General features: G+C 58.3%; 24 protein-coding genes. 13 read left to right on the forward strand and 11 right to left on the reverse strand.

Going from position 1 to position 24,587, the window contains the following annotated elements; all coding sequences use genetic code 11:
• Positions 1 to 43 precede the first annotated feature (43 nt).
• Positions 44 to 1,216 (reverse strand): ROK family protein, encoded by a 1,173-nt coding sequence (locus F3J36_RS06760; RefSeq protein ID WP_132463652.1) that lies wholly within the window; start codon positions 1,214 to 1,216, stop codon positions 44 to 46.
• A 207-nt stretch (positions 1,217 to 1,423) separates the two neighbouring features.
• On the opposite strand from F3J36_RS06760, the gene F3J36_RS06765 reads away from it, so the two are divergent.
• The 4 genes from F3J36_RS06765 to F3J36_RS06780 are packed head-to-tail and all read left to right on the forward strand — an operon-like array spanning position 1,424 to position 6,259.
• Positions 1,424 to 2,743, forward strand: a complete 1,320-nt coding sequence (locus F3J36_RS06765) for an MFS transporter (RefSeq protein WP_059011891.1) — start codon at positions 1,424 to 1,426, stop codon at positions 2,741 to 2,743.
• 10 nt (positions 2,744 to 2,753) lie between these two features.
• Positions 2,754 to 4,397, forward strand: a complete 1,644-nt coding sequence (locus F3J36_RS06770; RefSeq protein ID WP_166719274.1) for a GMC family oxidoreductase — start codon at positions 2,754 to 2,756, stop codon at positions 4,395 to 4,397.
• Positions 4,390 to 5,469 carry a Xaa-Pro peptidase family protein gene (locus F3J36_RS06775; RefSeq protein WP_166719275.1) on the forward strand — a complete coding sequence of 360 codons (1,080 nt, stop codon included), beginning with the start codon at positions 4,390 to 4,392 and terminating at the stop codon, positions 5,467 to 5,469. The genes F3J36_RS06770 and F3J36_RS06775 overlap by 8 nt, the downstream gene beginning before the upstream one ends.
• A gap of 10 nt (positions 5,470 to 5,479) precedes the next feature.
• Positions 5,480 to 6,259: an SDR family oxidoreductase gene (locus tag F3J36_RS06780; protein ID WP_088517547.1), complete on the forward strand. Its 780-nt coding sequence runs from the start codon at positions 5,480 to 5,482 to the stop codon at positions 6,257 to 6,259.
• A 14-nt stretch (positions 6,260 to 6,273) separates the two neighbouring features.
• On the opposite strand, the gene F3J36_RS06785 is transcribed toward F3J36_RS06780, so the two are convergent.
• From F3J36_RS06785 to F3J36_RS06800, 4 genes are all read right to left on the reverse strand, one after another.
• Positions 6,274 to 6,975 carry an OBAP family protein gene (locus tag F3J36_RS06785; protein ID WP_088517546.1) on the reverse strand — a complete coding sequence of 234 codons (702 nt, stop codon included), beginning with the start codon at positions 6,973 to 6,975 and terminating at the stop codon, positions 6,274 to 6,276.
• A gap of 87 nt (positions 6,976 to 7,062) precedes the next feature.
• Positions 7,063 to 7,830 (reverse strand): MipA/OmpV family protein, encoded by a 768-nt coding sequence (locus tag F3J36_RS06790; protein WP_088517545.1) that lies wholly within the window; start codon positions 7,828 to 7,830, stop codon positions 7,063 to 7,065.
• Between the two features lie 90 nt (positions 7,831 to 7,920).
• The gene (locus tag F3J36_RS06795; RefSeq protein ID WP_166719276.1) at positions 7,921 to 9,186 is read right to left on the reverse strand and encodes a HAMP domain-containing sensor histidine kinase; all 1,266 of its coding nucleotides are present in this window, start codon (positions 9,184 to 9,186) and stop codon (positions 7,921 to 7,923) included.
• Entirely contained in the window at positions 9,186 to 9,884 is a 699-nt protein-coding gene (locus F3J36_RS06800) for a response regulator transcription factor (RefSeq protein ID WP_166719277.1), read from the reverse strand. Before F3J36_RS06800 ends, F3J36_RS06795 begins: the two co-directional genes overlap by 1 nt.
• A gap of 121 nt (positions 9,885 to 10,005) precedes the next feature.
• On the opposite strand from F3J36_RS06800, the gene gcvA reads away from it, so the two are divergent.
• The 4 genes from gcvA (at position 10,006) to F3J36_RS06820 (ending at position 13,140) form a co-directional block, all read left to right on the forward strand.
• Positions 10,006 to 10,911 carry a transcriptional regulator GcvA gene (gene gcvA, locus F3J36_RS06805; RefSeq protein ID WP_166719278.1) on the forward strand — a complete coding sequence of 302 codons (906 nt, stop codon included), beginning with the start codon at positions 10,006 to 10,008 and terminating at the stop codon, positions 10,909 to 10,911.
• A gap of 75 nt (positions 10,912 to 10,986) precedes the next feature.
• Positions 10,987 to 11,814 (forward strand): DMT family transporter, encoded by an 828-nt coding sequence (locus F3J36_RS06810; protein WP_166719279.1) that lies wholly within the window; start codon positions 10,987 to 10,989, stop codon positions 11,812 to 11,814.
• Positions 11,815 to 11,833: 19 nt separating this feature from the next.
• Positions 11,834 to 12,724 carry an oxidoreductase gene (locus F3J36_RS06815; RefSeq protein ID WP_166719280.1) on the forward strand — a complete coding sequence of 297 codons (891 nt, stop codon included), beginning with the start codon at positions 11,834 to 11,836 and terminating at the stop codon, positions 12,722 to 12,724.
• Positions 12,725 to 12,894: 170 nt separating this feature from the next.
• On the forward strand, positions 12,895 to 13,140 hold the full coding sequence (locus F3J36_RS06820; protein WP_166719281.1) for a hypothetical protein: 246 nt from the start codon (positions 12,895 to 12,897) through the stop codon (positions 13,138 to 13,140).
• Between the two features lie 2 nt (positions 13,141 to 13,142).
• Here F3J36_RS06820 and bdcA read toward each other — a convergent pair whose 3' ends face one another.
• The gene (gene bdcA / locus F3J36_RS06825; RefSeq protein WP_021509562.1) at positions 13,143 to 13,856 is read right to left on the reverse strand and encodes an SDR family oxidoreductase; all 714 of its coding nucleotides are present in this window, start codon (positions 13,854 to 13,856) and stop codon (positions 13,143 to 13,145) included.
• A gap of 88 nt (positions 13,857 to 13,944) precedes the next feature.
• Between bdcA and F3J36_RS06830 the strand changes: the two genes are divergently transcribed.
• Complete coding sequence (locus F3J36_RS06830; protein ID WP_166719282.1) at positions 13,945 to 14,520, forward strand: TetR/AcrR family transcriptional regulator; 576 nt, start codon at positions 13,945 to 13,947, stop codon at positions 14,518 to 14,520.
• 39 nt (positions 14,521 to 14,559) lie between these two features.
• On the opposite strand, the gene F3J36_RS06835 is transcribed toward F3J36_RS06830, so the two are convergent.
• From F3J36_RS06835 to F3J36_RS06850, 4 genes are all read right to left on the reverse strand, one after another.
• Positions 14,560 to 15,258: a GntR family transcriptional regulator gene (locus F3J36_RS06835; RefSeq protein ID WP_166719283.1), complete on the reverse strand. Its 699-nt coding sequence runs from the start codon at positions 15,256 to 15,258 to the stop codon at positions 14,560 to 14,562.
• Between the two features lie 126 nt (positions 15,259 to 15,384).
• The gene (locus F3J36_RS06840) at positions 15,385 to 16,578 is read right to left on the reverse strand and encodes an enolase C-terminal domain-like protein (protein WP_166719284.1); all 1,194 of its coding nucleotides are present in this window, start codon (positions 16,576 to 16,578) and stop codon (positions 15,385 to 15,387) included.
• A gap of 1 nt (position 16,579) precedes the next feature.
• Positions 16,580 to 17,899, reverse strand: coding sequence for an MFS transporter (locus F3J36_RS06845; protein WP_058775106.1), 1,320 nt, complete (start codon positions 17,897 to 17,899; stop codon positions 16,580 to 16,582).
• A 230-nt stretch (positions 17,900 to 18,129) separates the two neighbouring features.
• Positions 18,130 to 19,023 (reverse strand): LysR family transcriptional regulator, encoded by an 894-nt coding sequence (locus F3J36_RS06850; protein ID WP_166719285.1) that lies wholly within the window; start codon positions 19,021 to 19,023, stop codon positions 18,130 to 18,132.
• A gap of 120 nt (positions 19,024 to 19,143) precedes the next feature.
• Between F3J36_RS06850 and F3J36_RS06855 the strand changes: the two genes are divergently transcribed.
• The 4 genes from F3J36_RS06855 (at position 19,144) to F3J36_RS06870 (ending at position 24,114) form a co-directional block, all read left to right on the forward strand.
• On the forward strand, positions 19,144 to 19,683 hold the full coding sequence (locus F3J36_RS06855; RefSeq protein WP_021509568.1) for a nuclear transport factor 2 family protein: 540 nt from the start codon (positions 19,144 to 19,146) through the stop codon (positions 19,681 to 19,683).
• Between the two features lie 484 nt (positions 19,684 to 20,167).
• Positions 20,168 to 21,601, forward strand: a complete 1,434-nt coding sequence (proP, locus tag F3J36_RS06860) for a glycine betaine/L-proline transporter ProP (RefSeq protein ID WP_031280122.1) — start codon at positions 20,168 to 20,170, stop codon at positions 21,599 to 21,601.
• 136 nt (positions 21,602 to 21,737) lie between these two features.
• On the forward strand, positions 21,738 to 23,021 hold the full coding sequence (locus F3J36_RS06865; protein ID WP_166719286.1) for an MFS transporter: 1,284 nt from the start codon (positions 21,738 to 21,740) through the stop codon (positions 23,019 to 23,021).
• Between the two features lie 154 nt (positions 23,022 to 23,175).
• Positions 23,176 to 24,114 carry a bifunctional helix-turn-helix transcriptional regulator/GNAT family N-acetyltransferase gene (locus F3J36_RS06870; protein ID WP_166719287.1) on the forward strand — a complete coding sequence of 313 codons (939 nt, stop codon included), beginning with the start codon at positions 23,176 to 23,178 and terminating at the stop codon, positions 24,112 to 24,114.
• Positions 24,115 to 24,342: 228 nt separating this feature from the next.
• Here F3J36_RS06870 and F3J36_RS06875 read toward each other — a convergent pair whose 3' ends face one another.
• Positions 24,343 to 24,552, reverse strand: coding sequence for a CsbD family protein (locus tag F3J36_RS06875; protein ID WP_021509571.1), 210 nt, complete (start codon positions 24,550 to 24,552; stop codon positions 24,343 to 24,345).
• Positions 24,553 to 24,587 lie beyond the last annotated feature (35 nt).

A 24,587-nucleotide genomic window follows, 5' to 3' on the forward strand; every position in this document is an offset into this window, starting at 1 on the left:
AAGTTCAGGCCCTCACAGATTTTAGTAACAGGAGTTTAGTAAACTACGCCGTACCGGGATCGGCCTCAACATAGAGGTAACCGATGCCGAGGACCTGACGCGCGCGATCCAGCTGACCAAAATGCACGTTGGTGGCTTTGCTTTTCAGCGCATCGCGCGGATCGAAGGGGTTGAAATCAATCTGGTGCACAATGGTCTGCAGCCAGCTTTCACCAAAAGTACAGCTGCGACCGTACAGCCAGATTTGATTGATATTCAGTGTATTAAGGAAATTGTACAGACTCATGCCGATGGCTTCCGCGCTGCGCAGCGCCCACTCGACGATCCACGGCTCGCCGGCCTGCCAGGCGGTCAGCAGCTGACGGCTGGTGGGCTGCACCGCCTGCGGCGCGCGCCGATGCGCCAGCCGCTTAAGCGTGCTGAGCGAGGCGACCGTCTCCAGGCAGCCCTGCCGTCCGCAGTTACAGCGCTCCCCGTGCGGATCAATAATGGTGTGGCCAATCTGCCCGCTGCCGTACAGGTTGCCGCGAAAGATCTCGCCGTTGATGACAAATGATGAGCCGATGCCGTAATCGACATTGATGACGCAGAATTCGGCCAGCGCATTGCGGTTCAGCCACTTTTCCGCCAGCGCCAGCATCACGCAGTCGTTATCGACGCGGACGTCAACCGCCAGCTTCTCCTCCAGCAGAAACTTCAGCTGCAGCGGGCTGCGCCACGCCGCCTGCGGCATATGCTGCGAGACACCGGTTACCGGATCGACCTGCCCGTGCACCGCCAGCGCCAGATTAATCTGCCGCTTCGGCCAGCGTTTACAGGTCGCGCGCCACACCGTTTCAATCTCCGCCAGCAGCTGCTCTGGCGTCTGCGCGTTGATGCTGATTTGCTGATAGTCGCCCTGCGCCACCAGCTGCGCATCCGCCAGCTGCAGTTCAATGCTGGTCGGCTTGACGCACAGGCACAGCGTCCACGCGCCTTGCGCTGGCAGCTGAAAACTGCCGTTGCTGTTGCCGCGCGTGCTCAGCGTGGCGCTGGAGTGCTGCACGTGGCCCTGCTCCAGCAGCTCCTGCAAAATCTTGCTGGCCGCCGGAATAGTCAGGCCGCTGAGCTGCGCCAGCTGCGATTTGCTCAGACGTTTATGACGCCACATCAGCTGCATAAACAGCGCTTTGTTGTGCTTACGCACCTGAAAATTATTCAGTCCGACGGTTTTCACGCGGCCTCCTTTCGCTTCATCCGCGCTCATCTTACTAAACAGTGTTTACTGACTTCTGTGATGGTTGCGCCATCCTGCGCGCCTGCCGTGCTTTAGAGTCCCTGCTCATAACAACCCGTTCGCGCTATCCCGGTAAAAAACGTTCTGATAATGCCGGGCGAACGCTTTATCTGGCTGTGCTGACACCAACCCTACAGAGAAAACATAATGACAACATCACCTGCAACCCATCCGTGGCTGATCCGCCTCGGCATTCCGCCCGCGCTGGCCTGGGGCTATCTGGCGGTCCTGCTGTTTATGATTGGCGACGGCGTCGAGTCCAACTATCTCGCGCCCTATCTGCACGAAAACGGCTTCTCCCTGAATATCGCTGCCTGGGTAATCGCCTTTTACGGCGTCACCGTCACGCTGGGCTCATGGCTGGCCGGTTCGCTGTCAACGCTGATTGGCCCGCGTAAAGTGATGCTGGCGGGCGGCCTGATCTGGATTGTGTTTGAAGTGCTGTTCCTGGCCGTGGCGCTGCCGTCGCACAGCGTGCTGCTGCTGGCGCTAACCTATGGCCTGCGCGGCGTGGCTTACCCGATGTTTGCCTACGCCTTTCTGGTGTGGATTCAGTCGGCAGCCCCGGCGGAGATGCGCGGCTCCGCCACCGGCTGGTTCTGGCTGGCGTTTACCGGCGGGCTGCCGACGCTCGGTTCGCTGGTGGCGATCTTCTCTATCCGCCTGGTGGGCGAATACGCTACCTTCTGGCTGTCGCTGGGTCTGGTGGCGATCGGTCTGCTGGTGATGCTGCTGGCGCTGAAAGAGCGCAGCGGTTATCAGTCGCTGCTGGATGCCGAACATCGTCAGCAGGGCACGCTGCGCACGCTGATGGGCGGCATCGATATTCTGTGGCGTGAGCCGCGCATCGCTGCCGCGGCAGTGGTGCGCATCATCAACACCACGCCCTACTTCGGCTTCTTTATTTTTCTGCCGGGCTTTTTCACCGAACAGATTGGCTTTTCCCAGACCGAATACCTCAGCCTGATCACCATCATGGGACTGGTGGGCATGAGCTTTAATCCGATCGTCGGCAAGCTGAGCGACCGCATCGGCTGGCGCAAAGTGCTGACGGTGTTCGGCGGCCTCGGCTCCGGCGTCTCGATGCTGCTGATGTACTTTGTGCCACAGTGGAGTCACGGCAGCTTTGTGCTCAGCGTCATCTGCGCGTGCCTGTACGGCATCACGCTGTGCGGCTACGTGCCCGCCGCCGCGCTGTTCTCATCGCTGTGCCAGCCGAAGGACAAAGGTAACGCTATGGCGATTTACTGCTTCGCCGCCGGTTTGTCCACCTTCTTCGGTCCGGCGCTGTACGGGGCGATCAACGCGCTGCTCGGCACGCTTGGGGTGATTTGGGGCTACGCCTTCCTGTATCTGGTGAGTGCGTTTATCTCGTGGCGTTATCTGCTCAGTCCGCTCGATCCAGGCGAGCAGCACAACCCGGCGGCGCAGCGCCTGCGCCGGTTAGATTCCATCGCGTCGGAGTAAACAGAGCGTTATGAAAGAGTACGATTACATTGTGGTGGGCGGCGGGAGCGCGGGCTGTATCGTTGCCGCGCGCCTGGTTAGCGAAGGAAATGCACGCGTGCTGCTGCTGGAGGCCGGGCGCGACGAATACCATCCGGTGCTGAAAATGCCCGCCGGCTATATGAAGTTTCTCGCCAGCGACCGGTTTCTGACGATGCATCAAACCGAAGCACAGCCGCAGCTCAACGGACGCGGCGTGATCGTGCCGCAGGCCAAAGTGCTGGGCGGCGGTTCGACTGTCAACGCCATGGTCTACATGCGCGGCCATAAACAGGATTACGCCGACTGGAACCGCGCGCTGGGCCATCAGGGCATTGACTGGTCGTGGGAGGCACTGCTGCCGCACTTTACCGCCATCGAAGATAACGATCACCTCGGCGCACCCAATCACGGCGTTGGCGGTCCGATGAAGGTGTCGCACCTCGGCCACTTCAGTCCGCTGAGCCGCGCCTATGTCAAAACCCTGCAGGGGCTGGGTATTCCCTACACGCCGGATTTTAACAGCGGCAATCCGTCTGGCGTCGGCTTCATGCAGCACACCATTGACGCTCAGACACGGCAGCGCTGCAGCGTGGTCGATGCGTTTATCAACCCGCTGCGCCATGACGCACGGCTGACGCTGGTCACCGGTGCGCAGGTGGAAGAGGTGCTGTTTGACGGCACCTGCGCCAGCGGCGTGCGCTATCGTCAGGATGGCCAACCGCAACAGGCGCGCGCCAGCCGCGAAGTGATTCTGGCCGCCGGTGCCTACCAGACGCCAAAACTGCTGATGCTCTCCGGCATCGGTCCGCAGGAGCAGCTGAAACAGCACGGCATAGCCGTGCGCCATGCCTTGCCGGGCGTGGGTAAAAACCTGCAGGACCATTACGAAGTGCCGGTGGTTGCCAGCACGCGCGGTGCGTTTGGCTACTACGGCCAGGATCGCGGCTGGCCGATGGTCAAAGCCGGACTGCAATATCTGCTGTTCAAAAGCGGCCCGGTGACCACCACCGGCGTGGAAACCTGCGCCTTTTTCGATCCGCTCGATTTCACGGCGACGCCCACCATTCAGATGTTCTGCGTGCCAACGGTCTATCTCGATCGCGATGTAATGGGTGCCGATCCCGGTGACGGTGTCACGGTGAATTCCCTACTGCTGCGCCCGATGGCCACCGGTGAAGTGACGCTGCGCGATAACAACGCCAGCAGCCTGCCGGTGATCGATACGCAGATTTTCGGCCATCCGGACGATTTAGCGCGCACCCTCGCCGGCTTTCGCTTTGCGCGTCAGGTGCTGGCCGCCGCGCCCATCCGTGAGATGGTCAATCAGGAGATTTTCCCTGGTGCAGAAGTCACCAGTGATGAAGCGATTGGCGCCCACTGCCGGCGCATGGTAAAGACCGGCTATCACCCGGTCGGCACCTGTCGCATGGGCCACGATGACGATCCGCTGGCGGTGCTGCACGATGACCTGCGCGTGCGCGGCGTACAGCGGTTGCGCGTGGTGGATGCCTCGATGATGCCGAATATTATCAGCGGCAACACCAATGCGGTGGTGATGGCCGTGGCGCATCGCGCGGCGCAACTGGTTCTGCAGTCACAACTTGTCGAGCACAAGGAGGCCGTGTATGAGTGACAAACTGGCGCGCCTGCAACAGGCGCTGGCACACTGGCAGCTGGATGCAGTATTGCTGACGCGCCGCGATAACATCGCCTGGCTGACCGACGGGGCCAGCTATTATGTAGTGGATCGCGCCGAGACCGGCGTTGCCAGTCTGCTGATTGGCCGCTACAGCGTGCTGCTGCTGGCACCGGACAATGAATTACCGCGCATTCTGGCCGAAGAGCCGCTGCCGTTCAGCTGTGCGACCCAGCACTTTCCGTGGTACCAGTCGCTGAGCAGCGTGCTGCCGGCGGGCCATATCGGCAGCGATACGCCTATGGCAGGATTGAGCGATATCCAGCCGCAGATGATTACGCTGCGCCAGGGGCTGAGCGCAGCGGAACAGCAGCGCTTTCGCACGCTGGGACAGGAGACGGCGCAGATTGTCGAAACGGTGGCGCGCCAGCTGCGCGTGGGCGTCAGCGAATGGCAGGTCGAAGCCGAGATTGCCGCCGGCTGTCTGGCGCGCGGCATTCGCCCGATGTGCACGCTGGTGGCCGCTGATGAGCGCATCGCCGCATTTAAACATCCGGTGCCGACACGCAAAACGCTGCAGCGCATGATGCTGATCACCCTCGGTGCCGAGCGGCACGGTTTGCATGTCAGCCTGACGCGCCTGGTGCATCTCGGCGAACCCGACGCGGCGCTGCGCCAGCGCATTGTGACGCTGGCGGAGATCCACGCCGATATGCTGTATGCCACCCAGGCGCAGCGCAGCTGGTCAGCGGTTTTTGCCGACATCACTCAGGCTTATCAACGCCACGGTCACGCTGAAGCATGGCGCGATCATCATCAGGGCGGTCCGGCCGGCTACGGCTGCCGCGACTGGATTATCACTTCGGAGAGTCGCGGCGAGGTGCAGCCCGACATCGCCGTGGCGTGGAACCCGACGCTGAGCGGCGTGAAAAGCGAAGACACTTTTTTGCTCAGCCGCAGCGGGCTGGTGCCGCTCACGCGCAGCGACAGCTGGCCGCTGATTCGCCTGCAGCGCGGTGATAATACCCTTGAGCTGGCCGACTGGCTGATTCTCCCGACATCCTCATAAGGAAGCGACTATGTCCCCACGTTTAGCCAATAAAACCGCCATCATTACCGGTGCCGGCAGCGGCATCGGCAGCGCCATCGCCACCCTGTTTGCGCGCGAAGGCGCCCGCCTGGCGCTGTTTGATCGCGACGCACACAGCAGCGAAGCGCTGGCGGCGCAGCTACAGCAGCAGTCCGGCCAGCGCTGTCTGGCCTGCGCAGCCGATGTCACGCAGCCGCAGCAGGTTAGCCGCGCGGTAGAGCAGGCGCAGCAGGCGCTGGGGGATATTGATATCCTGATTAACTGCGCTGGCGTAAACGTTTTTCGCGATCCGCTGACGCTGGACGAGGATGACTGGCAGCGCTGCATGGACACCAATCTGAAAGGGCCTTACAACCTGATACGCAGCGTCCTGCCGGCGATGCTGGCACGTCAGTACGGCAACATCGTTAACGTTGCCTCGGTGCACGGGCACAAAATCATTCCCGGCGCGTTCCCTTATCCGGTGGCCAAACACGGGCTGATCGGCCTGACGCGTTCGCTGGGCGTGGAATACGCCGCGCAGGGCATTCGCGTAAACAGTATTTCGCCCGGTTTGATCATGACGCCAGCCGCTGAAGCCTGGCTGGCGAGCTGTCCGGATCCGCAGGCCGAGCGCGCGCGTCAGGCGGCGCTGCTGCCGTGTAAACGCATCGGCGAGCCGGATGAAGTGGCTTACACCGCGCTGTTTCTCGCCAGCGACGAGGCGCGCTTCATCAATGCCACCGATATCCTGATCGACGGTGGGCGCAGCCAGATGTATCACGAGTGAGCCGGAATCACCGGTTACGGATGCACGCGCCGGCAATGATCGGCACCTGCCGCCACCGGATGGGCGGCGATATCAGCGCGGTCAGTGCGGATTGTCGCAGTATCGACGTCAAAGCGCTTGTCGCGGTCAGCCAGCAGCGCCGGATTGAGCTGACCGTCGGCGGTAAAGCCCATCATCAGCGTCGGCGCGCCCAGCGGCAGCGTTTTATCGCGGTCGGTATGCCAGGTGTGCCAGGTTTTTCCGTAGGTGTTGACGATTTTGCTCATCAGCGCGTGCTCCGCGGCCGGCGGCAGGCCAGGCGCAATCAGCGTACCGGATTTCACTTCATAGCGATGGCTGTGCCAGTACTGCTTTTCCTGCGCCGGCAGCTGCTTAAATAAACGTTCGCTGATGATATATTCCACGCCCATTAATTTGGCGTCTTTTTTGTTACCGTCATAAATAACCGCCTGCATCACATCGTCATTAAGAATGGTGACGTAGTGATGGGCCTCCATCTGCCCCTGCTGATTTCCGCAGTAATAATGAAAACCATCCAGATACGTATTGATCGCCTCAATCGGCGGCCGCGACTGCAACGCCGCCGCCCCGCTCTCCAGCAGCGCGGTTTTCCCCGCTACCGGCGCACCAGGCGCTGTGACCGGCGAGGCGCTGTTATTCGCGCCACAGCCGGATAATAACAATAACGCCAGCGCGCTAAATACACGGTTTCGCATTTCATCACCCCATACTTTTATTGAGTGATAAACATAGTTAATCAGTGTCAGGACGCGAGCGCAGCGGGAACACTATCCGGCGGCGAATTAAAACCGCCACGCGGTAAATAACAGGCCGCTCAGCTGCCCGGACTGTTCAGCGATCGGACTGTCCGCTGCGTTATTTTCCAGATGCTGCGCGACAACGCGCGCGCCCAATAGCCAGCTGGAGGTCATCTCATAATCCATGCCCAGCTCCCAGCCGACCTTCTCCAGTCCGGCACCCGCGTCATAGCGTGGCAGACCGCTGCGCATAGCCTGTGACGCTGTCACGCCGTATTGCGTTTGCATGTAGTCGCTATCGGCCCAGCTGAAAGTGGGGCCGGTGAACAGACGTACGCTTTCAACCGGACGCCACTGCAGATGTGCGTAGCCGGTGAGCTTAAACCCCTGCTGATTGCCGCCCACATCCTGCGAGGCTATCACGCCCCCTTTGAGCCAGCCGTTCTGGTAAGTCGCGGAGGCAAAGGCGCGCGGCGTGACGTCAATGTCGCCCAGTCCGCGCAGGTGCGCATCATCGGATTCCTGGCGCGGCGAGAGGTTGGTCCCAACGCCCAGCGCAAAGGTCCAGCGATCGGTTTTAGCCACCTCCCAGCCAGCACCCAGCAGGTCGTCCACGCCGCCGACGAAAAACGGGCCATACGCCAGTTTGATCGCCGGCACAAAGGTGGTCTGATTATATTTCGCCCCGGAATAGTTGGGCTTTACGCCAACGCCGCCGCCGATGAAACCGGATAGCGTGTCGTCCGCCAGTACCGGCAGTGTCGCCGGTAGCAGGCAGAACAGGATGAGAGGCTGGGCCAGAGGAAAACGCATCGCTATGTCCTTAAGGTTGCAAAACACCATTCTGATGAGTGGTGCTATTCAACCAGCCGGCTGTAAAGTGCGTTTTTCGCTTCGGTAAAGTTATGTAACAGCCAGCGGCAGGCGCAGGCTGAAGCAGGCCCCGCCGCCCTGGCGGTTGCGCACCGTGATGCTGCCGCCGTGATGATGGACAATCGAACGCACCAGTGCCAGTCCGAGTCCGGTGCCGGGCTGCGCGTGGTGCAGTCGATAAAACGGTGCAAAAATCCGTTCGATTTCCTGCGGCGGAATACCCGGTCCGCGGTCTTTCACCTCCAGTCGGAAATAATGCTCCTCCTGCTGCAGGTGCACTTCAATCTTCTCACCGGCATAGCGCCGTGCGTTGTCGAGCAGATTACGCAGCAACCGCCGCAGCAGGCGCGCATCAACCTCCGCTAACACGTGCTGTGCGCTAAGCTCGACCTGGGCGCTGGCGCACTCTTCCGCGGCGATGGCCGTCACATCACTCAACTCAAATGTACCGCTGACGAGGGTGGTGGCCATTTCCAGCCGGCTGAGCGTCAGGATCTCATCCACCAGTTCATCCAGTTCGGTCACGCTGCGCTGCAGTTCGCGGCGCGCGACGGATGCATCATCTGCCAGTAACGCCGCCGCCATCTGAATGCGCGTCAGCGGCGAGCGCAGTTCGTGTGATGCATTGGCCAGCATGGTTTTTTGTGACTGAACCAGCTGTTCGATTTGCGCCGCCGAGCGGTTAAAACTGGCGGCCAGCTGCGCCACTTCATCACGCCCGGTGACCAGTACGCGCGCGCTGAGCTGCCCCTGCCCGAGCGACTCCACGCTCTGCTGCAACGACTCCAGCCGCGCTGTCAGGCGGCGGATCACCGGCAGTGAAACCAGCGCCACGCTGACCGCCAGGGCAATCAGCAGCAGGATAAACAACCACGGCCGCTTGATGCGATCGAGGCTGAGCTGGATCACCAGCAGTCGCCCATCCTGCAGTGGCCAGACGAAGCGCGTCGCGTACCAGTCATCAAAACTGCCCCCCGGCACGCTGTGCGCGGGTCGCGGCAGCAGTGGCTGGAGCGGACGGCTCAGCAGTGCCCCATCAGGCGCGAACAGCGCAAAGCGCGCTCTGGTGCGCACCATCCAGCGATCGATGGCGGCGGCCTGCGCGCGCTGTGGCGCGGACGCAGGTGGCAGGTTCTGCTCCACCAGTTCAGCAAAGGTGGCGAAGGCATCGCGATGGCGGCTATCATCGTTATTCCACAGCCACAGCACGATGGTGAGCGTGACCACAATCAGCAGCGCGCCGCTGAAGGCAAAAAATATCTGCAGATAGAGTGGAAAATCAGCGAGACGTTTCATCAGCCGGGCTGCGCCGAAAACACGTAACCGACACCGCGCACCGTGATAATCCGCGTTGGCGCGCGCGGATCGTCACCAATCGCCTGACGAATGCGGCCAATGTGGACGTCAATCGCCCGGTCAAACGGGTCATAATTCTCGCCGCGCACCGCCTGCCAGATCTGTTCGCGCGAAAGGACGCGGCCCGCCTGACGCGCCAGCGCCACCAGCAGATCAAACTGTAGCGAGGTCAGCTGACAGGATTGCTGCGCCAGCGTAACGCTGCGCGCGGCGGTGTCGATCTCCAGCGCGCCGCTGCGGATCACATTGCGCCCGGCGGCGGTGCCTGCCGGGCGGGTACGCCGCAGCACAGCGCGCATACGGGCCAGCAGCTCACGTGGTTCAAACGGTTTGGGCAGGTAATCATCGGCACCGACTTCCAGCCCGATGATGCGGTCAGCCGGATCGCCCCGGCCGGTCACCATGATGATGGCCGGATCGTGCTGATAGTCACTGCGAATCTGGCGGCACAGCGCCAGACCATCGGCATCGCCCAGCATCAAATCCAGCAGCACCACATCAAACGGCTGCTGCTGCATGCGGTAATGGGCATCGCTGACGCTGGCGCTGTGCTGCACGCTGAATTCGTACTGCGCCAGCCATGGCACAATCATTTGCGCCAGCCGGTTATCATCCTCAATAAACAGAACCGAGGTCATCGCGTTACCCGCCAGAGGAGTGGTTAATGAGATACAGACAGCGCCGTTTGTTAATAAGTTTCGTGAGTGAACAGACGATTCCGCTATCATGAGTGAACGCTCATAAAACAAGGCTGCACCGATGAGAGAGTTACCGCCTACCGCCATGCTGCGCGCGTTTGAAGTGGCGACGCGCCATCCGACCTTTACCGCCGCCGCTGAAGAGCTGTTTATCACCCAAAGCGCCGTCAGCCATCAGCTCAAAAACCTGGAAGAGATCTGGGGCGTACAGCTGTTTCAGCGCGGCAAAACTCTGAGTCTGACGCCAGCCGGCGCGGCGCTGGCACCGATCGTGCGCGAGTTTTTCAGTAATCTGGAAACCACCTTAGCCGACTTACGCGAGCAGAAAGGCCGCGTGCGGCTGCGCGTCAATACCACTTACTCGTTTGCGCTGAAGTGGCTGTTGCCGCGCCTGCCGGGCCTGACGCGCCTGCACCCGGAAATTCTGGTGACGCTGGAAAGCACCGATGATGCGATTACCTTCTCGCGCCAGGATTCTGACGTGGCGATCCGCTTTGGCCATGGCAATTATCCGGCGCTGCACAGCGAATTTATGTTTCGTGAACAGCTGTTTCCGGTTGCCAGCCCGGCGCTGCTGCAGCGCTTTGGCACGCCACATGAACCGGCAGAACTGCTGCGCTACCCGCTGCTGATGCGTGATGGCGCCGATCTGGTGCCAAAATGGGAGAGCTGGTTTAAACAGGTCGGCCTGACGCTGGATGCCTTACAGGAGAGCGTACGTTTTGCCGACACCAATATGACGCTGGAAGCCGCGCTGCTGGGGCAAGGCGTGGCGCTGGCGCGCAGCGGTCACGTTGAAAAAGAGCTGCGCGACGGCAGCCTGGTGCGGCTGTTCAGCGTCGCGTTTTCCTCGCCCGCCGCCTACTATTTCGTCTGTCCGCAGGGCATCGAAAGCCAGCCGCACATTGTTGATTTTCGACGCTGGCTGCTCGCCGAATCACGTCAGGCGCAGCAGGATTATCAGTGAAGCATGAGCTTTTACTCATAGCGCAATGATAAATCTTCGCTTTCCAATCCATTTGCGGCTGCATAGCATCAACCCATGCCTGATTACATTATTGTCTTAACGCTGTGCGCCGCACTGCTGCACGCCAGCTGGAACACCTTACTGCGCGGCGGGTCCGATCGCCTGTGGTCGATGACCATTATGTGCGTGGCGATCGCGCTGGTGTGTGCGCTCAGTACGCTGTTTTTGCCGCTGCCGGCGCGCGCCAGCTGGAAATATGCGCTGCTGTCGGCGCTGCTGCACGTCGGCTATAACCTGTGCCTGGTGCGCAGCTACCAGAGCGGCGATCTCGGCCAGACCTATCCGATTGCGCGCGGATCGTCGCCGCTGCTGGTGACCTGCGCCGCCGCGCTGTTTGCCGGCGAGCACATCGCCTTTACTTCGCTGTGCGGCATCGTGCTGGTGTCCGCTGGCATTGTGTCGCTGGCGCTGCGCGGCGGCAAACTGGCGCTGCCGGGCCTGCGCTACACGCTGGCGACCGGTGCCTTTATCGCCGCGTACAGCGTGGTGGACGGCATGGGCGTGCGCGTTGCCGGCAATGCGTTTGCGTATACCGCGTGGATGTGCAGCTTGTGGGGCATATTAATGCCGGCGGTCTATATCGCGCTGCGCGACAGCAAAAGCCTGCTGCAGTGGCGACCGGGCGTGCTGAGCGCCGCGGCGGGTGGCCTGGTTTCGCTGCTGGCCTACGGCATCATCATTTACGCCATGACGGCAGCGCCGATGGGCGCGGTGTCGGCCCTGCGTGAAACCAGCGTGCTGTTTGCCGCCGTGCTGGGCGCGCTGTTTCTCGGTGAAGCATTAACGGTAAGGAAAATGCTGGCGTGTGCGGTGATTGCACTCGGCACGCTGATGATCGGTTAAGCGATGAGGAGATGGCAGCATGTCTGAACGTTGTAAAATCGCCCTGCTGGGCCCCGGTGCAATTGGTACCACCGTCGCGGCGGTGCTGCATGAAGCCGGGCGCACCCCGCTGCTGTGCGGCCGCACGGCCCATGCCCAGTTAACGCTGCGCCACGATGCGGGCGAAATCAGCGTGCCTGGTCCGGTATTGCATGATGCCTCGCACGTGACACAACGCTGCGATTTGCTGTTCGTGGCGGTTAAAACCACACAGGTCGCGGACAGCGCCGCGTGGCTGGCCACCCTGTGTGATGAAAAAACCGTGGTGTGCGCGCTGCAAAATGGCGTCGAGCAGCAGAGCCAGCTGGCGCCTTATGTCAACGGCGCCACGGTATTACCTTCGGTGGTGTGGTTCCCGGCGCAGCGCGAGCCGGATGCGTCAGTCTGGCTGCGCGCCCAGCCTCGCCTGACCTTGCCGGATGTGCCGCAGGCCGCGCGCGTAGTGGATGCGCTACGCGACACGCGCTGTGAGGTGGCACTGGCCGCGGACTTTCTCTCCATCGCCTGGCGCAAGCTGTTACAAAATGCCGCCGCCGGTTTGATGGTGCTGGCCAACCGTCGCGCCGGCATGTTTAGCCGCGGCGATATCACGCAGCTGGGATTAGCCTATTTGCAGGAGTGCCTGACGGTGGCACGCGCGGCCGGTGCGGTGCTGGACGACAGCGTGCCGCAGGAAATTATCGATGGCTTTCACCGCGCGCCGCCCGATCTGAGCACTTCGATCCTGGCCGATCGCCAGGCCAGCCGCCCGCTGGAGTGGGATACTCGCAATGGTGTGGTACAGCGCTATGGGCGTCAGCATGCTATTGCTACGCCGATCAGTGATGTCGTGGTGCCGCTGCTGGCAGCGGGCAGCGAAGGGCCGGGCTGATAAAATAGGTGCCTGTCGCGCGAGCAGAAACAGCTATGCTGCGAATTGTTTATAACGGCTACGTTTTGATCGCGACGCAATGTGTTGCGCGATAAATAGGGTGCGATGTCTACCTGATTTAAACCATCGCCTCCCCGGCATAATCACGATGACGGCAACGGGACGCGCTTATGACAGATTACGTTTTTTATCGCAAACAACAGGTTATCGCCACGCTGGAACGATCGGATGTGGAACGTGCCCGGCTGCTGATGGCGGACGGTTATAGCAAGATGGATGAAGAAATTAATGCAGCCAGCGCGCAGGCGGCGCTGCGGCGGCTGGCTGATATTCGCCATGAAGAGCACATGACCGAACACGCTTTTGCCACCGGTTCGGTATTCAGCACGGTGGTCAGCGTCCTGTTCAGACACTGACGTTATGCGCCAAACGCCCCATCAATGGTGTGCATGGCGCCGGTGACGAAACCGGCTTCGGGTCCTGCCAGCCACGCCACCATGCCAGCCACTTCTTCAGAACGGCCATGCCGTTTAATGGCCATGAAGCTGTGCATCAGATCTTTCATCGGACCATTTTCCGGATTGGCATCGGTATCAATCGGGCCCGGTTGCACCACGTTAATGGTGATGCCGCGCGGGCCGAAATCCCGCGCCAGGCCGCGCGCCAGCCCCTGTAAAGCGGATTTACTTAGCGCATAAGACGCCATACCGGGAATCGGCATGCGGTCGCCATTGACCGAACCGATAATGATAATGCGGCCGCCGGCTGGCATCTGTCGGGCGGCTTCAACCGCAGCATGATACGGCGCGTGAATGTTAATGCGGAACAGGCGATCGACCGCGTCCGGATCCTGTTCCAGCGCATCGCCAAACAGGGCGATACCGGCATTGACCACCAGCACATCCAGCGGTCCACTGTCGCGCACGGTAGCAATCACCGCATCGCGCTCTGAGCTGTCGGTATGAACGGCAGCCGAACCGGTTTCGTGCGCCAGTTTTTCGGCGGCCTCCGGCGAACCTGAGAAGGTGAAGGTCACGCTGGCACCCTCATCAGCAAAGCGACGCACGATAGCCGCACCAATACCGCGACTGCCGCCCAGAACCAGAACCTGCTTATCTTTAAATACGCTCATTTGCATCTCCACGTGTGATTTCTTAGTATGCATTACAAAATGAGCCCGATTTAATGTCAATGCAATTTTGTAGCGAGCACTATAAAATATGAAATCACCTGGTCGTCCCCGTAACTTTGACCCCGAACACGCCGTGGCGGTCGCGCAGGGATTATTCCATGCCAAAGGTTATGACGCCGTCAGCGTCGCCGATGTCACTGACGCGCTGGGCATCAATCCGCCGAGCTTTTACAGCGCCTTCGGTAACAAGGCCGGATTGTATGCCCGCGTTCTCGATCGCTACGCCACTACCGGCTCGATTCCCCTGGCTGAGATACTGCGCGACGACCGCCCGGTGGCCGAAGCCCTGGATGCATTACTGAAAGCGGCGGCGCTGCATTATGCCCGGGATGAGGTGTGTGCGGGTTGTCTGGTGCTGGAAGGGATTCGCTGTCAGGATCAGCAGGCGCGCGAGGCGGCCAGGGTGTTTCATCGCGCCGCTGAGGACACCATCCGGCGCTATATCGCGGCCCGCTACCCACAAGATGCGCCGCGCCTGACCGATTTTGTCAGTACCGTGATGTCCGGACTTTCTGCCAGAGCGCGTCAGGGCCACAGCGTTGAGCAACTGCTGGCCAGCGCGGAGCTGGCGGGTCTGGCGGTGGCTGCTGCGCTTGAGGCGTGATCGCTTTTCAGCGATGTTCTGACTGCGAAGTGATGCCGATCAACTGGCTGAGTCGGTGTCCGCCACCGACCGCTGGAACATGCGCATAATGCCGCCAAGATGCCAGTGCAGAAGTTCCAGCGCCTGTTCATCCTCGTAATTAGTTAACCGCGCCACGATCGCCTCATGATCGTTTTGCGAGCCCTGAAACTCATCCGGCGTGCGTGTCAGGTGATTGAGAAAGGCGCGAATGCGGTTGATGCTGGTTTTGTAAAAACCGACCAGCTCGCTATTATGGCTGGCTTCAATCAGTGCCATATGAAACGCCGCATCGGTTTCGCGGTAGGTCTCCGGCGCGTTTTGTAATGCATCGCGCCCACGCGCCAGCTGTTCGTTCAGGCGCGCGATCAGCGCCTGACGATCGTGTTGCAGCGCCAGCTTTAATGCGCCTGATTCCAGAATCTGCCGCATCTCACAGGTTTCGCGCATCTCCCGCTCATTGAACGAAAACACAAAAGTGCCGCGCTGCGGGATAATTTGCACCAGACGCTCCATCTCCAGCTTTTGCAGTGCCGCTCTTACTGGCGTCCGGCTCACGTTAAGCTGGGTGGCAATATCGTTCTCGGAAATTAATGCACCGGGTGCAATCTGGCAATTCACGATCAGGTCCCGAATATGATCGGCCAGAATGCTGCTCAGTGACTGCGGGCGGAGGATGTTTTTCGATGACCAGTCAATGATGAGTTTATCGGCGGGCATAGCGTGGCGAGCGTCCTTTAAACAGCGAGCATTTAGGGGGTCAGAATGACGATGGGCACTGTGTTTTGTAGTATACAAGAGACAGATCCCCCAAACAATAACGGGCCTGTTTGAGGGAACGTTGGGTTATGAGGTGAACAAGTATGTCTGCTGCTGGATATGCGCTGGATTAAGTGCCATGCCCATGCCGGGTCCCTGCGGTACCGGGATTAACCCGTTTTGTGGCACCAGCGGATCGCGCAGGAAGTACTGATGAATATCGTTCCATTTCACCAGATACTCCTGATATGGCGTGTGGATCGGCGATTGCGTGGTGCTGAAATGGGCCGTTGCGATGCTGGAATGACCGTGCGGGATTACCTGCAAATCGTACAGGGTAGCGATAGCGGCAATTTTTAACGTTTCTGAAAGCCCACCGCACCAGTAAATATCGGGCTGAATCACATCCAGCGCCCCGGATTCAAAGAAGCGTTTGAAACCCCAGCGCGTGTACTCATGTTCGCCTCCCGCCATCGGGATGGACAGTTTATCTTTGAGTCGTTGCATACTGCCGATTCTGTCGGCCATCACGCACTCTTCCAGCCAGCGCGGGCGATACGGCTCGATGCCCTTTGCCAGTTCAAGCAGATAGGTCACATCCATCGACTGCCAGCAATCAAACATCAGATCGTAATCATCCCCCACGGCTTCGCGCAGCGTTTTTGCCAGTTCGATGTTTTTCTTCAGCCCTTCTCTGCCGCTCATCGGGCCGTGGCGGAAAAACCATTTTTGTCCGCGATATCCCAACGCCTTATACTCCAGCGCCCGCTCGTGCACTCGTGCCATATCCTGCACCGCAAAGCCCAGCATTGATGCGTACGCCGGGATTTCTTCCTGTAGCGAACCGCCAAGCAGGCGAAACACCGGTTGCTGCATCCATTTGGCACGCAAATCCCACAAGGCACAATCCACCGCGCTGATCGCCAGCATGCCATCGCCCTGACGCCCATGAATCTGCGCCCGGTACATCTGATCCCACAAACGCTCGGTGTCGCGCGGATCCTGACCCAGCAACAACGGTCGCAACTGGCCGTGAATGATTGATGCAACGGCATGCGGCACCGGCCCTGCCAGCCCGTCCACGCCCTCATCAGAAACGATCTCAAGAAACACAGTGGTAATGGCAAAACCGTCTTGCAGCTGAACGCCACCGTCATGGTTATTCACGGTACGAAACTGCGCATAGACATCGGTGGGACGCGCGAGACGCTCCTCCCAGAAATCACCCTCTCCCGGCATCACGCCTTTCACCTGAAGTAACCGGACATCAATAATCTTCATACTACTGCCCCTCACGTTGTTCATTGCTGGCCTGGTAAGCCGGTAAACGCTGACGACGGAAGATGATGCTCAGGGTAATAATCGAGAGCATGGCCATCGCCGCCAGCCAGTAAAATCCGCCGTTATAACTGCCGCTGCGGTCGCGTATCACGCCGATGACCCACGGATTCACCACACTGGCAATACTGCCCAGCGCATTGATCAGGGCGAGGCCGCCCGCCACCACGGATGCCGGGATAAACTGCGCGGGCAATCCCCAGAACACCGGCATCGCGCCGAAAAAGCCAAATGCTGAACAGCACAAAAACATCATTTTCACCAGCGAGTTATCGAACCACGCAACGCATAACAGCCCGACAAAGGAGAAGATCAGCGCCAGATAATTGGCCAGCAGACGCGACCCGGGACGATCGGCTATACGTCCCAGCACCAGCATGCCGGCCAGACCAAATACGTAAGGGATGATGGTGATGAATCCGGTCTGAACATGACTTAAGCCGGTTTCGCTGATGATCAGCGGCAGGAAGGTGCTCACCGCGCCGTTGAGATTCGCCAGTCCGTAATAGGTGAGGCTGAACAACAACACCAGCGGGCTGAACAACGCTTTCAGCAGACCGCCGTGGCCGCGCGACGGCAGTTTTTGCCGCTCAGCAGCCAGTGTTGTCACCAGCCAGTGCTGCTCATCTGCGCTGAGGAAGCGGGCATCTTTCGGCCGATCGGGCAACGCAAAGGGGACGATCAATCCCAGCACAATCGCCGGAATGGCCTCCAGCAGAAACATCAGCTGCCAGCCGCGCAGCCCCAGCCATCCGTGCAGTTCTAACAACAGGCTGGAAACCGGTGTGCCGATAATCAGCGCAATCGGAATGCCGGTCATAAACGAGGCGATTATGCGTCCGCGCCACGCCACCGGAAACCACAGGGTGAGATAAAACACGATGCCGGGGAAGAAACCGGCTTCAGCGGCACCCAGCAGCGCGCGCATCACATAGAGGCTGTTTTCACTCCACACAAACATATGCGCACCGGAGATGATGCCCCAGGTCACCATAATGCGGGCGATCCACCAGCGCGCGCCCACCCTTTCCATCAGCAGATTGGAGGGCAGTTCAAGTATGGCGTAAGGCAGGAAAAACAGACCGGCGGCGAGGCCAAAACTGGCGGCGCTGATGCCGAGATCGGCATTCATGGTGAGGGCAGCCACGCCGATATTGGCGCGATCGATCACCGCAATCACGTAGCAGCCAATCAGGAGCGGAATCAGTCGCCACGACAGTTTACGGATCACCCGCTTTTCAATTTCAGTATCTGTACTTTGCATGGTCTTTCCCGATGTTGGTGTCATGGATAAAAAATGCACTTGTATACAAGTTCTGTTGTATACATCCACCGACCACTCTTCAATGGGCTGAGTACGGAAATGAGATATGAAACGTTTCAGCGAGAAGCCGCTGATAAACGTTTATAAGAGGATTGAGCCGGGCGAAGATGAACTAAAAACGTGGTGATTATTCGAAGTGAACAGAGTGCGCTGACACACTCCGGGCAGGGTTATTTTATGCGCAGCCATTGTATAAACGCGCGCATGGCAGGTGACATGGCTTTACCCGCTATCCAGCAAAGTGAATAACCCGGGAATTCCATCTCCCAGGGTTGCAGAAGGCGACAAAGCTTGCCGGAGGCCAGCAATGCACTGACCCGTTCCGCCGTTAACTGGGCAATACCTGCGCCAGCAATAGCGGCCTGCCGCTGCCTTTCGCGATCGTCTACCACCAGATTTCCGTGCACGGGAATATCAAAAATTTTCCCCTCATTTAAGAACTGCCAGGGCTCTACCCTGCTACTTCCCGGCCAGCGCCAGCCGATGCAATTGTGATTGAGCAGATCTTCCGGCACTTCAACCGCACCATGCTTTGCCAGATATGCTGGCGCAGCGACCACAATCTGGTGGAGCGGCTTGCCTAATGGAATAGCAACAAATCCCGGTTCCAGCACCTCGCCTAAGCGCAGTGATAAATCATAGCCGCCGCGGCTCAGATCGACCGGCGCATCGCTGGTTGTGATATCCAGCTGCACGTTGGGATAATCAGTAAGAAACCCGGCAATATTGTGATCAAGAAACATTTCAGCACCCGATCGAAAAGCATGAACGCGAATCAGCCCTTTAATATCCTGGCTTCTGGCGTGTGCCTGCTGCAGGGTTTCATGCAGATTAGTCATAATGGGTGCAGTCTGAAGAAACAGGGACTTGCCATCATCGGTAAGATATACCGCCCGGGTGGTCCGGTTCAGCAAACGTTGCCCGAGTTGTGCTTCCAGCGCGGTGATTTGCTGACTGACGGCTGACGCAGATACCCCTAATATTTCCGCAGCGGCTCTGAAATTTAGTTGCTGAGCAACCACGACGAAAGCCCGTAAAGCCAGATACTCCGCGCTGTTAATCATTATTGATGTCCTTTATTAATTGCCACTTAACACACCATTAAGATACAGGAACTTCACGCCTGTAAGTATCTCGTTATAATCACTGAAATCATAATTAATAAATAATATCAGGAGCACTTTATGCTGCAGGAAAACCTTGAATTAGCCCAGAGATTACAAATTATCGAAGACAAACTGGCTATTTATGAATTGATTGCGTCACATCCTCCCAGCGCAGATACTGCAATGGCGGAATATACATTATCGGTTTATCTGGAAAAGAGTGAATTCAATCGCGGTCCTCATCTTGATGGCGCGGAGGGTGCAGAGGCGATAGCCGCCTTTATTTTGCGGCCTGAGCATGAGGAAGCACTGGCTAGCGGATTAGCGCATTTTACCGGATTACCCTTGATTGATCTGCGCGGAGACAGCGCGGTAGTCACCTCTTATTTACAGTTAATTTATCTGGATGATAAAGGCGAATCACGCATGCTGGCCAATCACGGCAGCTCTCCTGGCTATCGCATTCACCGCGTTGTAGTGAATCGCTGGGAGTTAAAACGCATTGCGGGCCAATGGAAAATTCATCGCAGGACGTTGATTCCGGTGGACGGTAGCGGTTTATCACGCGCATTGCTTTCCCAGGGTCTGAAAGATGTATTCAGCCGGCAATCACGATAATTAACGCGACAAGACAGTCATTGAGCCAGACCACGATGTGCAGCTAAGTCATGAATGACAATCCGCTACGAGACTGGCGGCGCAGGTTGGTGTCCAGCATGGCAACAGTCTGGCTATTCCTTTCAGCCAAATCCTTTGGTGATGTACTTGCCAGTAACGTATGAAATTTATCAAAGTCGACATTCTTATCCTGTAGCAATGCAGCATATTTCCCTATAAATCATCGCCTCACCAAAGAATATCATGTGCAGAATGCTATCAGCTTTAAGCATCAGCATAATGGGTTATTTCAGCCGCTGCGCCTTTTGACAGTCTCATACTCTAACGCTACGCTTAATTGCAAGGATATATGTCGCAAACTTGCGTAAAGATAAAATTTTTCCTAAGGTGACCGCCTTTCAGCCTCTTATAGCTTTCATTTCCCTTTGTGAAGTGCCGGCTGCGAAAGCTATAAGATCGCTCCAATTTTACTCATGGGGAGTTTATGAGCACCGGAACGATGACCAATAAACCTGATTTGACCGTTGACGATATTACCGTCATTGACAACAAATTATTGAAACGCGCCGTCAGCGCAGCAGCGCTGGGTAATACCATGGAGTGGTTTGATTTCGGCGTTTATAGTTACCTTGCCGTGATTATCGGCCAGGTATTTTTCCCGGACGCCAGTAATACCGCGCAGCTTATTGCGTCGTTTGGTACTTTTGCGGCCGCGTTTTTAGTGCGCCCGATTGGCGGCATGGTATTTGGTCCACTCGGCGATCGCTTTGGCCGGCAGAAAGTGCTGGCCTTTACCATGATTATGATGTCGATTGGTACCTTCTGTATTGGCCTGATTCCCAGCTATGCCAGTATCGGTATTGCCGCGCCGATCCTGTTGCTGCTGGCGCGTCTGGTGCAGGGCTTTTCCACCGGCGGTGAATATGGCGGTGCCGCCACCTTTATTGCGGAATACTCCACCGACAAACGCCGCGGTTTTATGGGCAGCTTCCTGGAGTTTGGTACGCTGGCCGGCTATCTGCTAGGTGCCAGCCTGGTGACCGGTATGATTGCGCTGCTGCCGCATCAGGCGATGATGGACTGGGGCTGGCGCATTCCGTTCTTCCTGGCCGCACCGCTGGGGCTGTTTGGCCTTTATATCCGCCTGAAGCTGGAAGAGACACCCGCGTTTAAAGAGCACATGGATAAGCGTGAAGAGGCCGAACATAACAAGCCGCAGCTCACGCTGTGGCAAATGCTGCGCACGCAGAGCAAGCCACTATTAAAGTGTATTGGTTTGGTGCTGCTGTTTAACGTGTCTAATTACATGTTGACCGCCTACATGCCAAGTTATTTAACCGGCATTCTGGGACTGAGCGAAATATCCGGTCTGCTGCTGGTGATGGTGGTGATGTTTATCATGATGCCGCTGACCTTAATGTGGGGCCATTTTACCGACCGCATCGGCCGTAAACCGGTGATTGGTTTCGGCGCGCTGGGATTATTAGTGCTGGCGATTCCGGCGTTCATGCTGATTGGCTCTGGTAACATGCTGTGGGTATTTGCCGGTCTGGCCGTGCTGGGCTTACTGCATACCTGCTTTAGCGGTACCATGCCAGCGACATTACCGGCACTGTTTGTCACGGATATTCGTTACAGCGCGCTGGCTATCGGCTTTAATTTGTCAGTCTCGCTGTTCGGTGGCACCACGCCGTTAATTACCGCATGGCTGGTCGACACCACGCACAATACCATGATGCCGGCGTATTACATGATGGGTGCCGGCGTGATTGGTTTGTTAACGGTATTAACGCTGAGTGAGACAGCACGTAAGCCACTGAAAGGTTCATCCCCTGCGGTGGCGACTAAAGCCGAGGCGCATAAACTGATTGATAAACTGCGTAAACAGCGCAGCCGTAAAAAACAGCAGCCAGCATAATCTTCGCTGATATTCACATCAGGTGCGCTCAATGCGCACCTTTTTTTGTGCCCTGCGTCAGACTTATAGTTCAGATAATCGCCCCGGGCTGCGGTAGACTGCCCCTCTCTGACTGTTTTTTACACATTAAGGGATAATGATGTCATCTGCAGAAGCTCCCGCCGTTAATCAAAAGCGCGTACTGATTGCCGGATCCGTCGGCAATTTTATCGAGTGGTATGAATTCGCCGTGTACGGTTTCATGGCCACGCTGATCGCTAAACATTTCTTCCAGCTCGAAGGTGAAAGCGCCCTCACCAGCCTGATCCTCACCTATGCGGCCTTCGCGGTGGCGTTCTTTTTTCGCCCTTTAGGGGCGGTGCTGTTTGGCCGCCTGGGCGATCGCTATGGCCGTAAACCGGTGCTGATCGCGGTGCTGGTATTGATGACACTGGCCACCGTTGCCATCGGTCTGGTCCCGGTTTATGCCAGCATTGGCGTGGCTGCGCCGCTGCTGATTACACTGCTACGCATTTTGCAGGGACTGTTTGCCGGCGGAGAATACGGTGGCGCGGTCTCGCTGATGACCGAATCGGCGCCGCCCGGCAAGCGCGGATTTTATGGCGCGTGGCAGTCGCTGACGGTGGCGCTCGGACTGCTGGCGGGCGCGGGCGTGGTGGCAGTACTGCCGCTGCTGCTGGGAGACGCCGCCATGAACGCCTGGGGCTGGCGCATTCCCTTCCTGCTGGCGCTGCCGCTCGGCGCAGTGGCGCTGTGGCTGCGCACCGGACTCGATGAATCACCGCAGTTCCGCCAGACACCGGCGGCACCACAACAGCAGGCATCGCTGGGTGTCACGCTGCGCGCTATCGGGCTGGGCATTGGGCGGTTAATGGTATGGTCGGCCGCCGGTTATACCTACCTGGTGATTATGCCTACGTATCTGCAGGCTGCGCTGCATACCGGCTTTAACCAGGCGCTGCTGATTGCGGTCATCTCTAACCTCGGCTTTGCCGCCACCATCCTGCCGGCCGGCATACTCAGCGATCGCTATGGCCGCCGCACATTAATGCTGCTGGCGACGTTTTTGCTGCTGGTGCTGGCTTTCCCGCTGCTGAAAGTGTTGCAGCATCCGGAAAGCGGTATGGCGATCAAAGCGCTGGTGGTATTTATCGCCGGTGCGCTAGTGGGCATGCTGGCCGGACCGGGACCGGCGATGCTGGCCGAGATGTTCCCGACCCGCGTGCGTTACACCGGGCTGGGGCTAGCCTATTCGCTCTCCAACGCGCTGTTTTCCGGCTGCGCAGGTCTGATCATTACCGGCCTGATGAAGCAAACCGGCAACGCCGACATTCCCGCCTGGTATGTGATGGCCACCGCCGTAGTGAGTTTTGTCGCGCTGCTTTCGCTTAATAAGGACGATCACCGCAAGCCCCTTTAACATCATGCTGCTTCGTTCCTGCACCTCATGCGATGCAGCCTTGCCAGGGTGAGCGCTCGCCCTCACCCGTATCGACGCCGCCGGTTAGTCTGTTGACATTCGGCCCAATTAATAGTTGTATTATACAACTTTATAGCCACCGGGCGTTTGCACCATGACCACTGAATCGTTAGTTAATCAGATACGTTCCGCCTCACGACTGATGGTACGTGAACTCGGGTTTATGCGCCCGACGCTGGCGGCAACGGACTATTCGCCTTCCGCTGTCCACACGCTGCTGGAGATGGAAACCCAGGGCACAGTGACTGCTGCACAGTTAGTGGACTTGCTCGGTCTGGAAAAATCGAGCGTCAGTCGCATGCTGGCCAGACTGGTGGCGGCTGGTGAAGTGCAGGAAATCGCCGACGGCAGTGATGCCCGGGTTAAAAGGCTGAAATTGACTGCGCAGGGGATGGCTACCGTCGCCAGAGTCAATCAGTACGCGGCACAACGGGTGCTGGCCGCGCTGGCCGGGCTTGAACCGGCACAGCAGCGCACCGTAGCGCAGGGACTGAGCGCTTACGCTGACTCCCTGCGCCGCTGTCGGACCGGCACGCAGCCTCTTCCCTCAGGTGCCATCGACATCGTCAGCGGTTACCGGCCCGGGATGATCGGCCGCATCGCCGAAATGCACGGCCGTTACTATGCCCGGCATCATCAGTTTGGTCACTATTTTGAAGGCAAAGTCGCCAGCGGGCTGGCAGAGTTTGCCGGACGGCTGGGAAGTGAGCGCAATCAAATCTGGCTGGCAGTGCATAACGATAATATTATCGGTTCAGTGGCGATTGACGGAGAAGATCTCGGCAATAATCAGGCCCATCTGCGCTGGTTTATTCTTGACGAGACGTGTCGCGGTAGCGGCGTCGGGCGACGCTTGCTTCATGAGGCTGTGGCGTTCTGCGATCGTCAGCGCTTTAGCGCAACGCAACTGTGGACCTTCAGTGGGCTGGATGCGGCCAGACGACTCTACGAGCAGGCAGGCTTTACTCTGACGCGCGAGTGGCAGGGCGACCAGTGGGGCAAAATCGTGACTGAACAGCACTTCACGCGATGATGGCCGGGAAAGGTTCTCAACGGCTGATGCGCTGCCGTTTTACCATCGCGTCAGGCCAGAGAAATAGCCGGGTTAATGCGAGCAAAACAGGCCTGAATATGAATTTCGGGTTTAGTAATAAATGGTATTAAATAAACGTAAACCGGATTTTAAATTTATCCAGTTGTAAAGCTCAGCAGTCTGAAATAACAAAACCCCGGCACATCAGTGTGCCGGGGATAACCAACACTACCAGTTAAATTTATTACTATCTTCCCACTCTTTGACTTCTTTCTCTGCTTGATCTTTACCGTAGCCGTAGCGCTCCTGAATGCGGCCGACTAATTGATCGCGTTTCCCTTCGGCTACGTCTAAATCGTCATCTGTAAGCTGGCCCCATTTCTCTTTCACTTTTCCTTTGAACTGCTTCCAGTTTCCGCTGATACGATCTTCGTTCATCAGTGTTCTCCTCATTTAGGTGACAGTGCCGCCTG

The organism is Pantoea sp. Cy-640, assembly GCF_011752635.1.
Taxonomy (GTDB): Bacteria; Pseudomonadota; Gammaproteobacteria; order Enterobacterales; family Enterobacteriaceae; genus Pantoea; species Pantoea dispersa.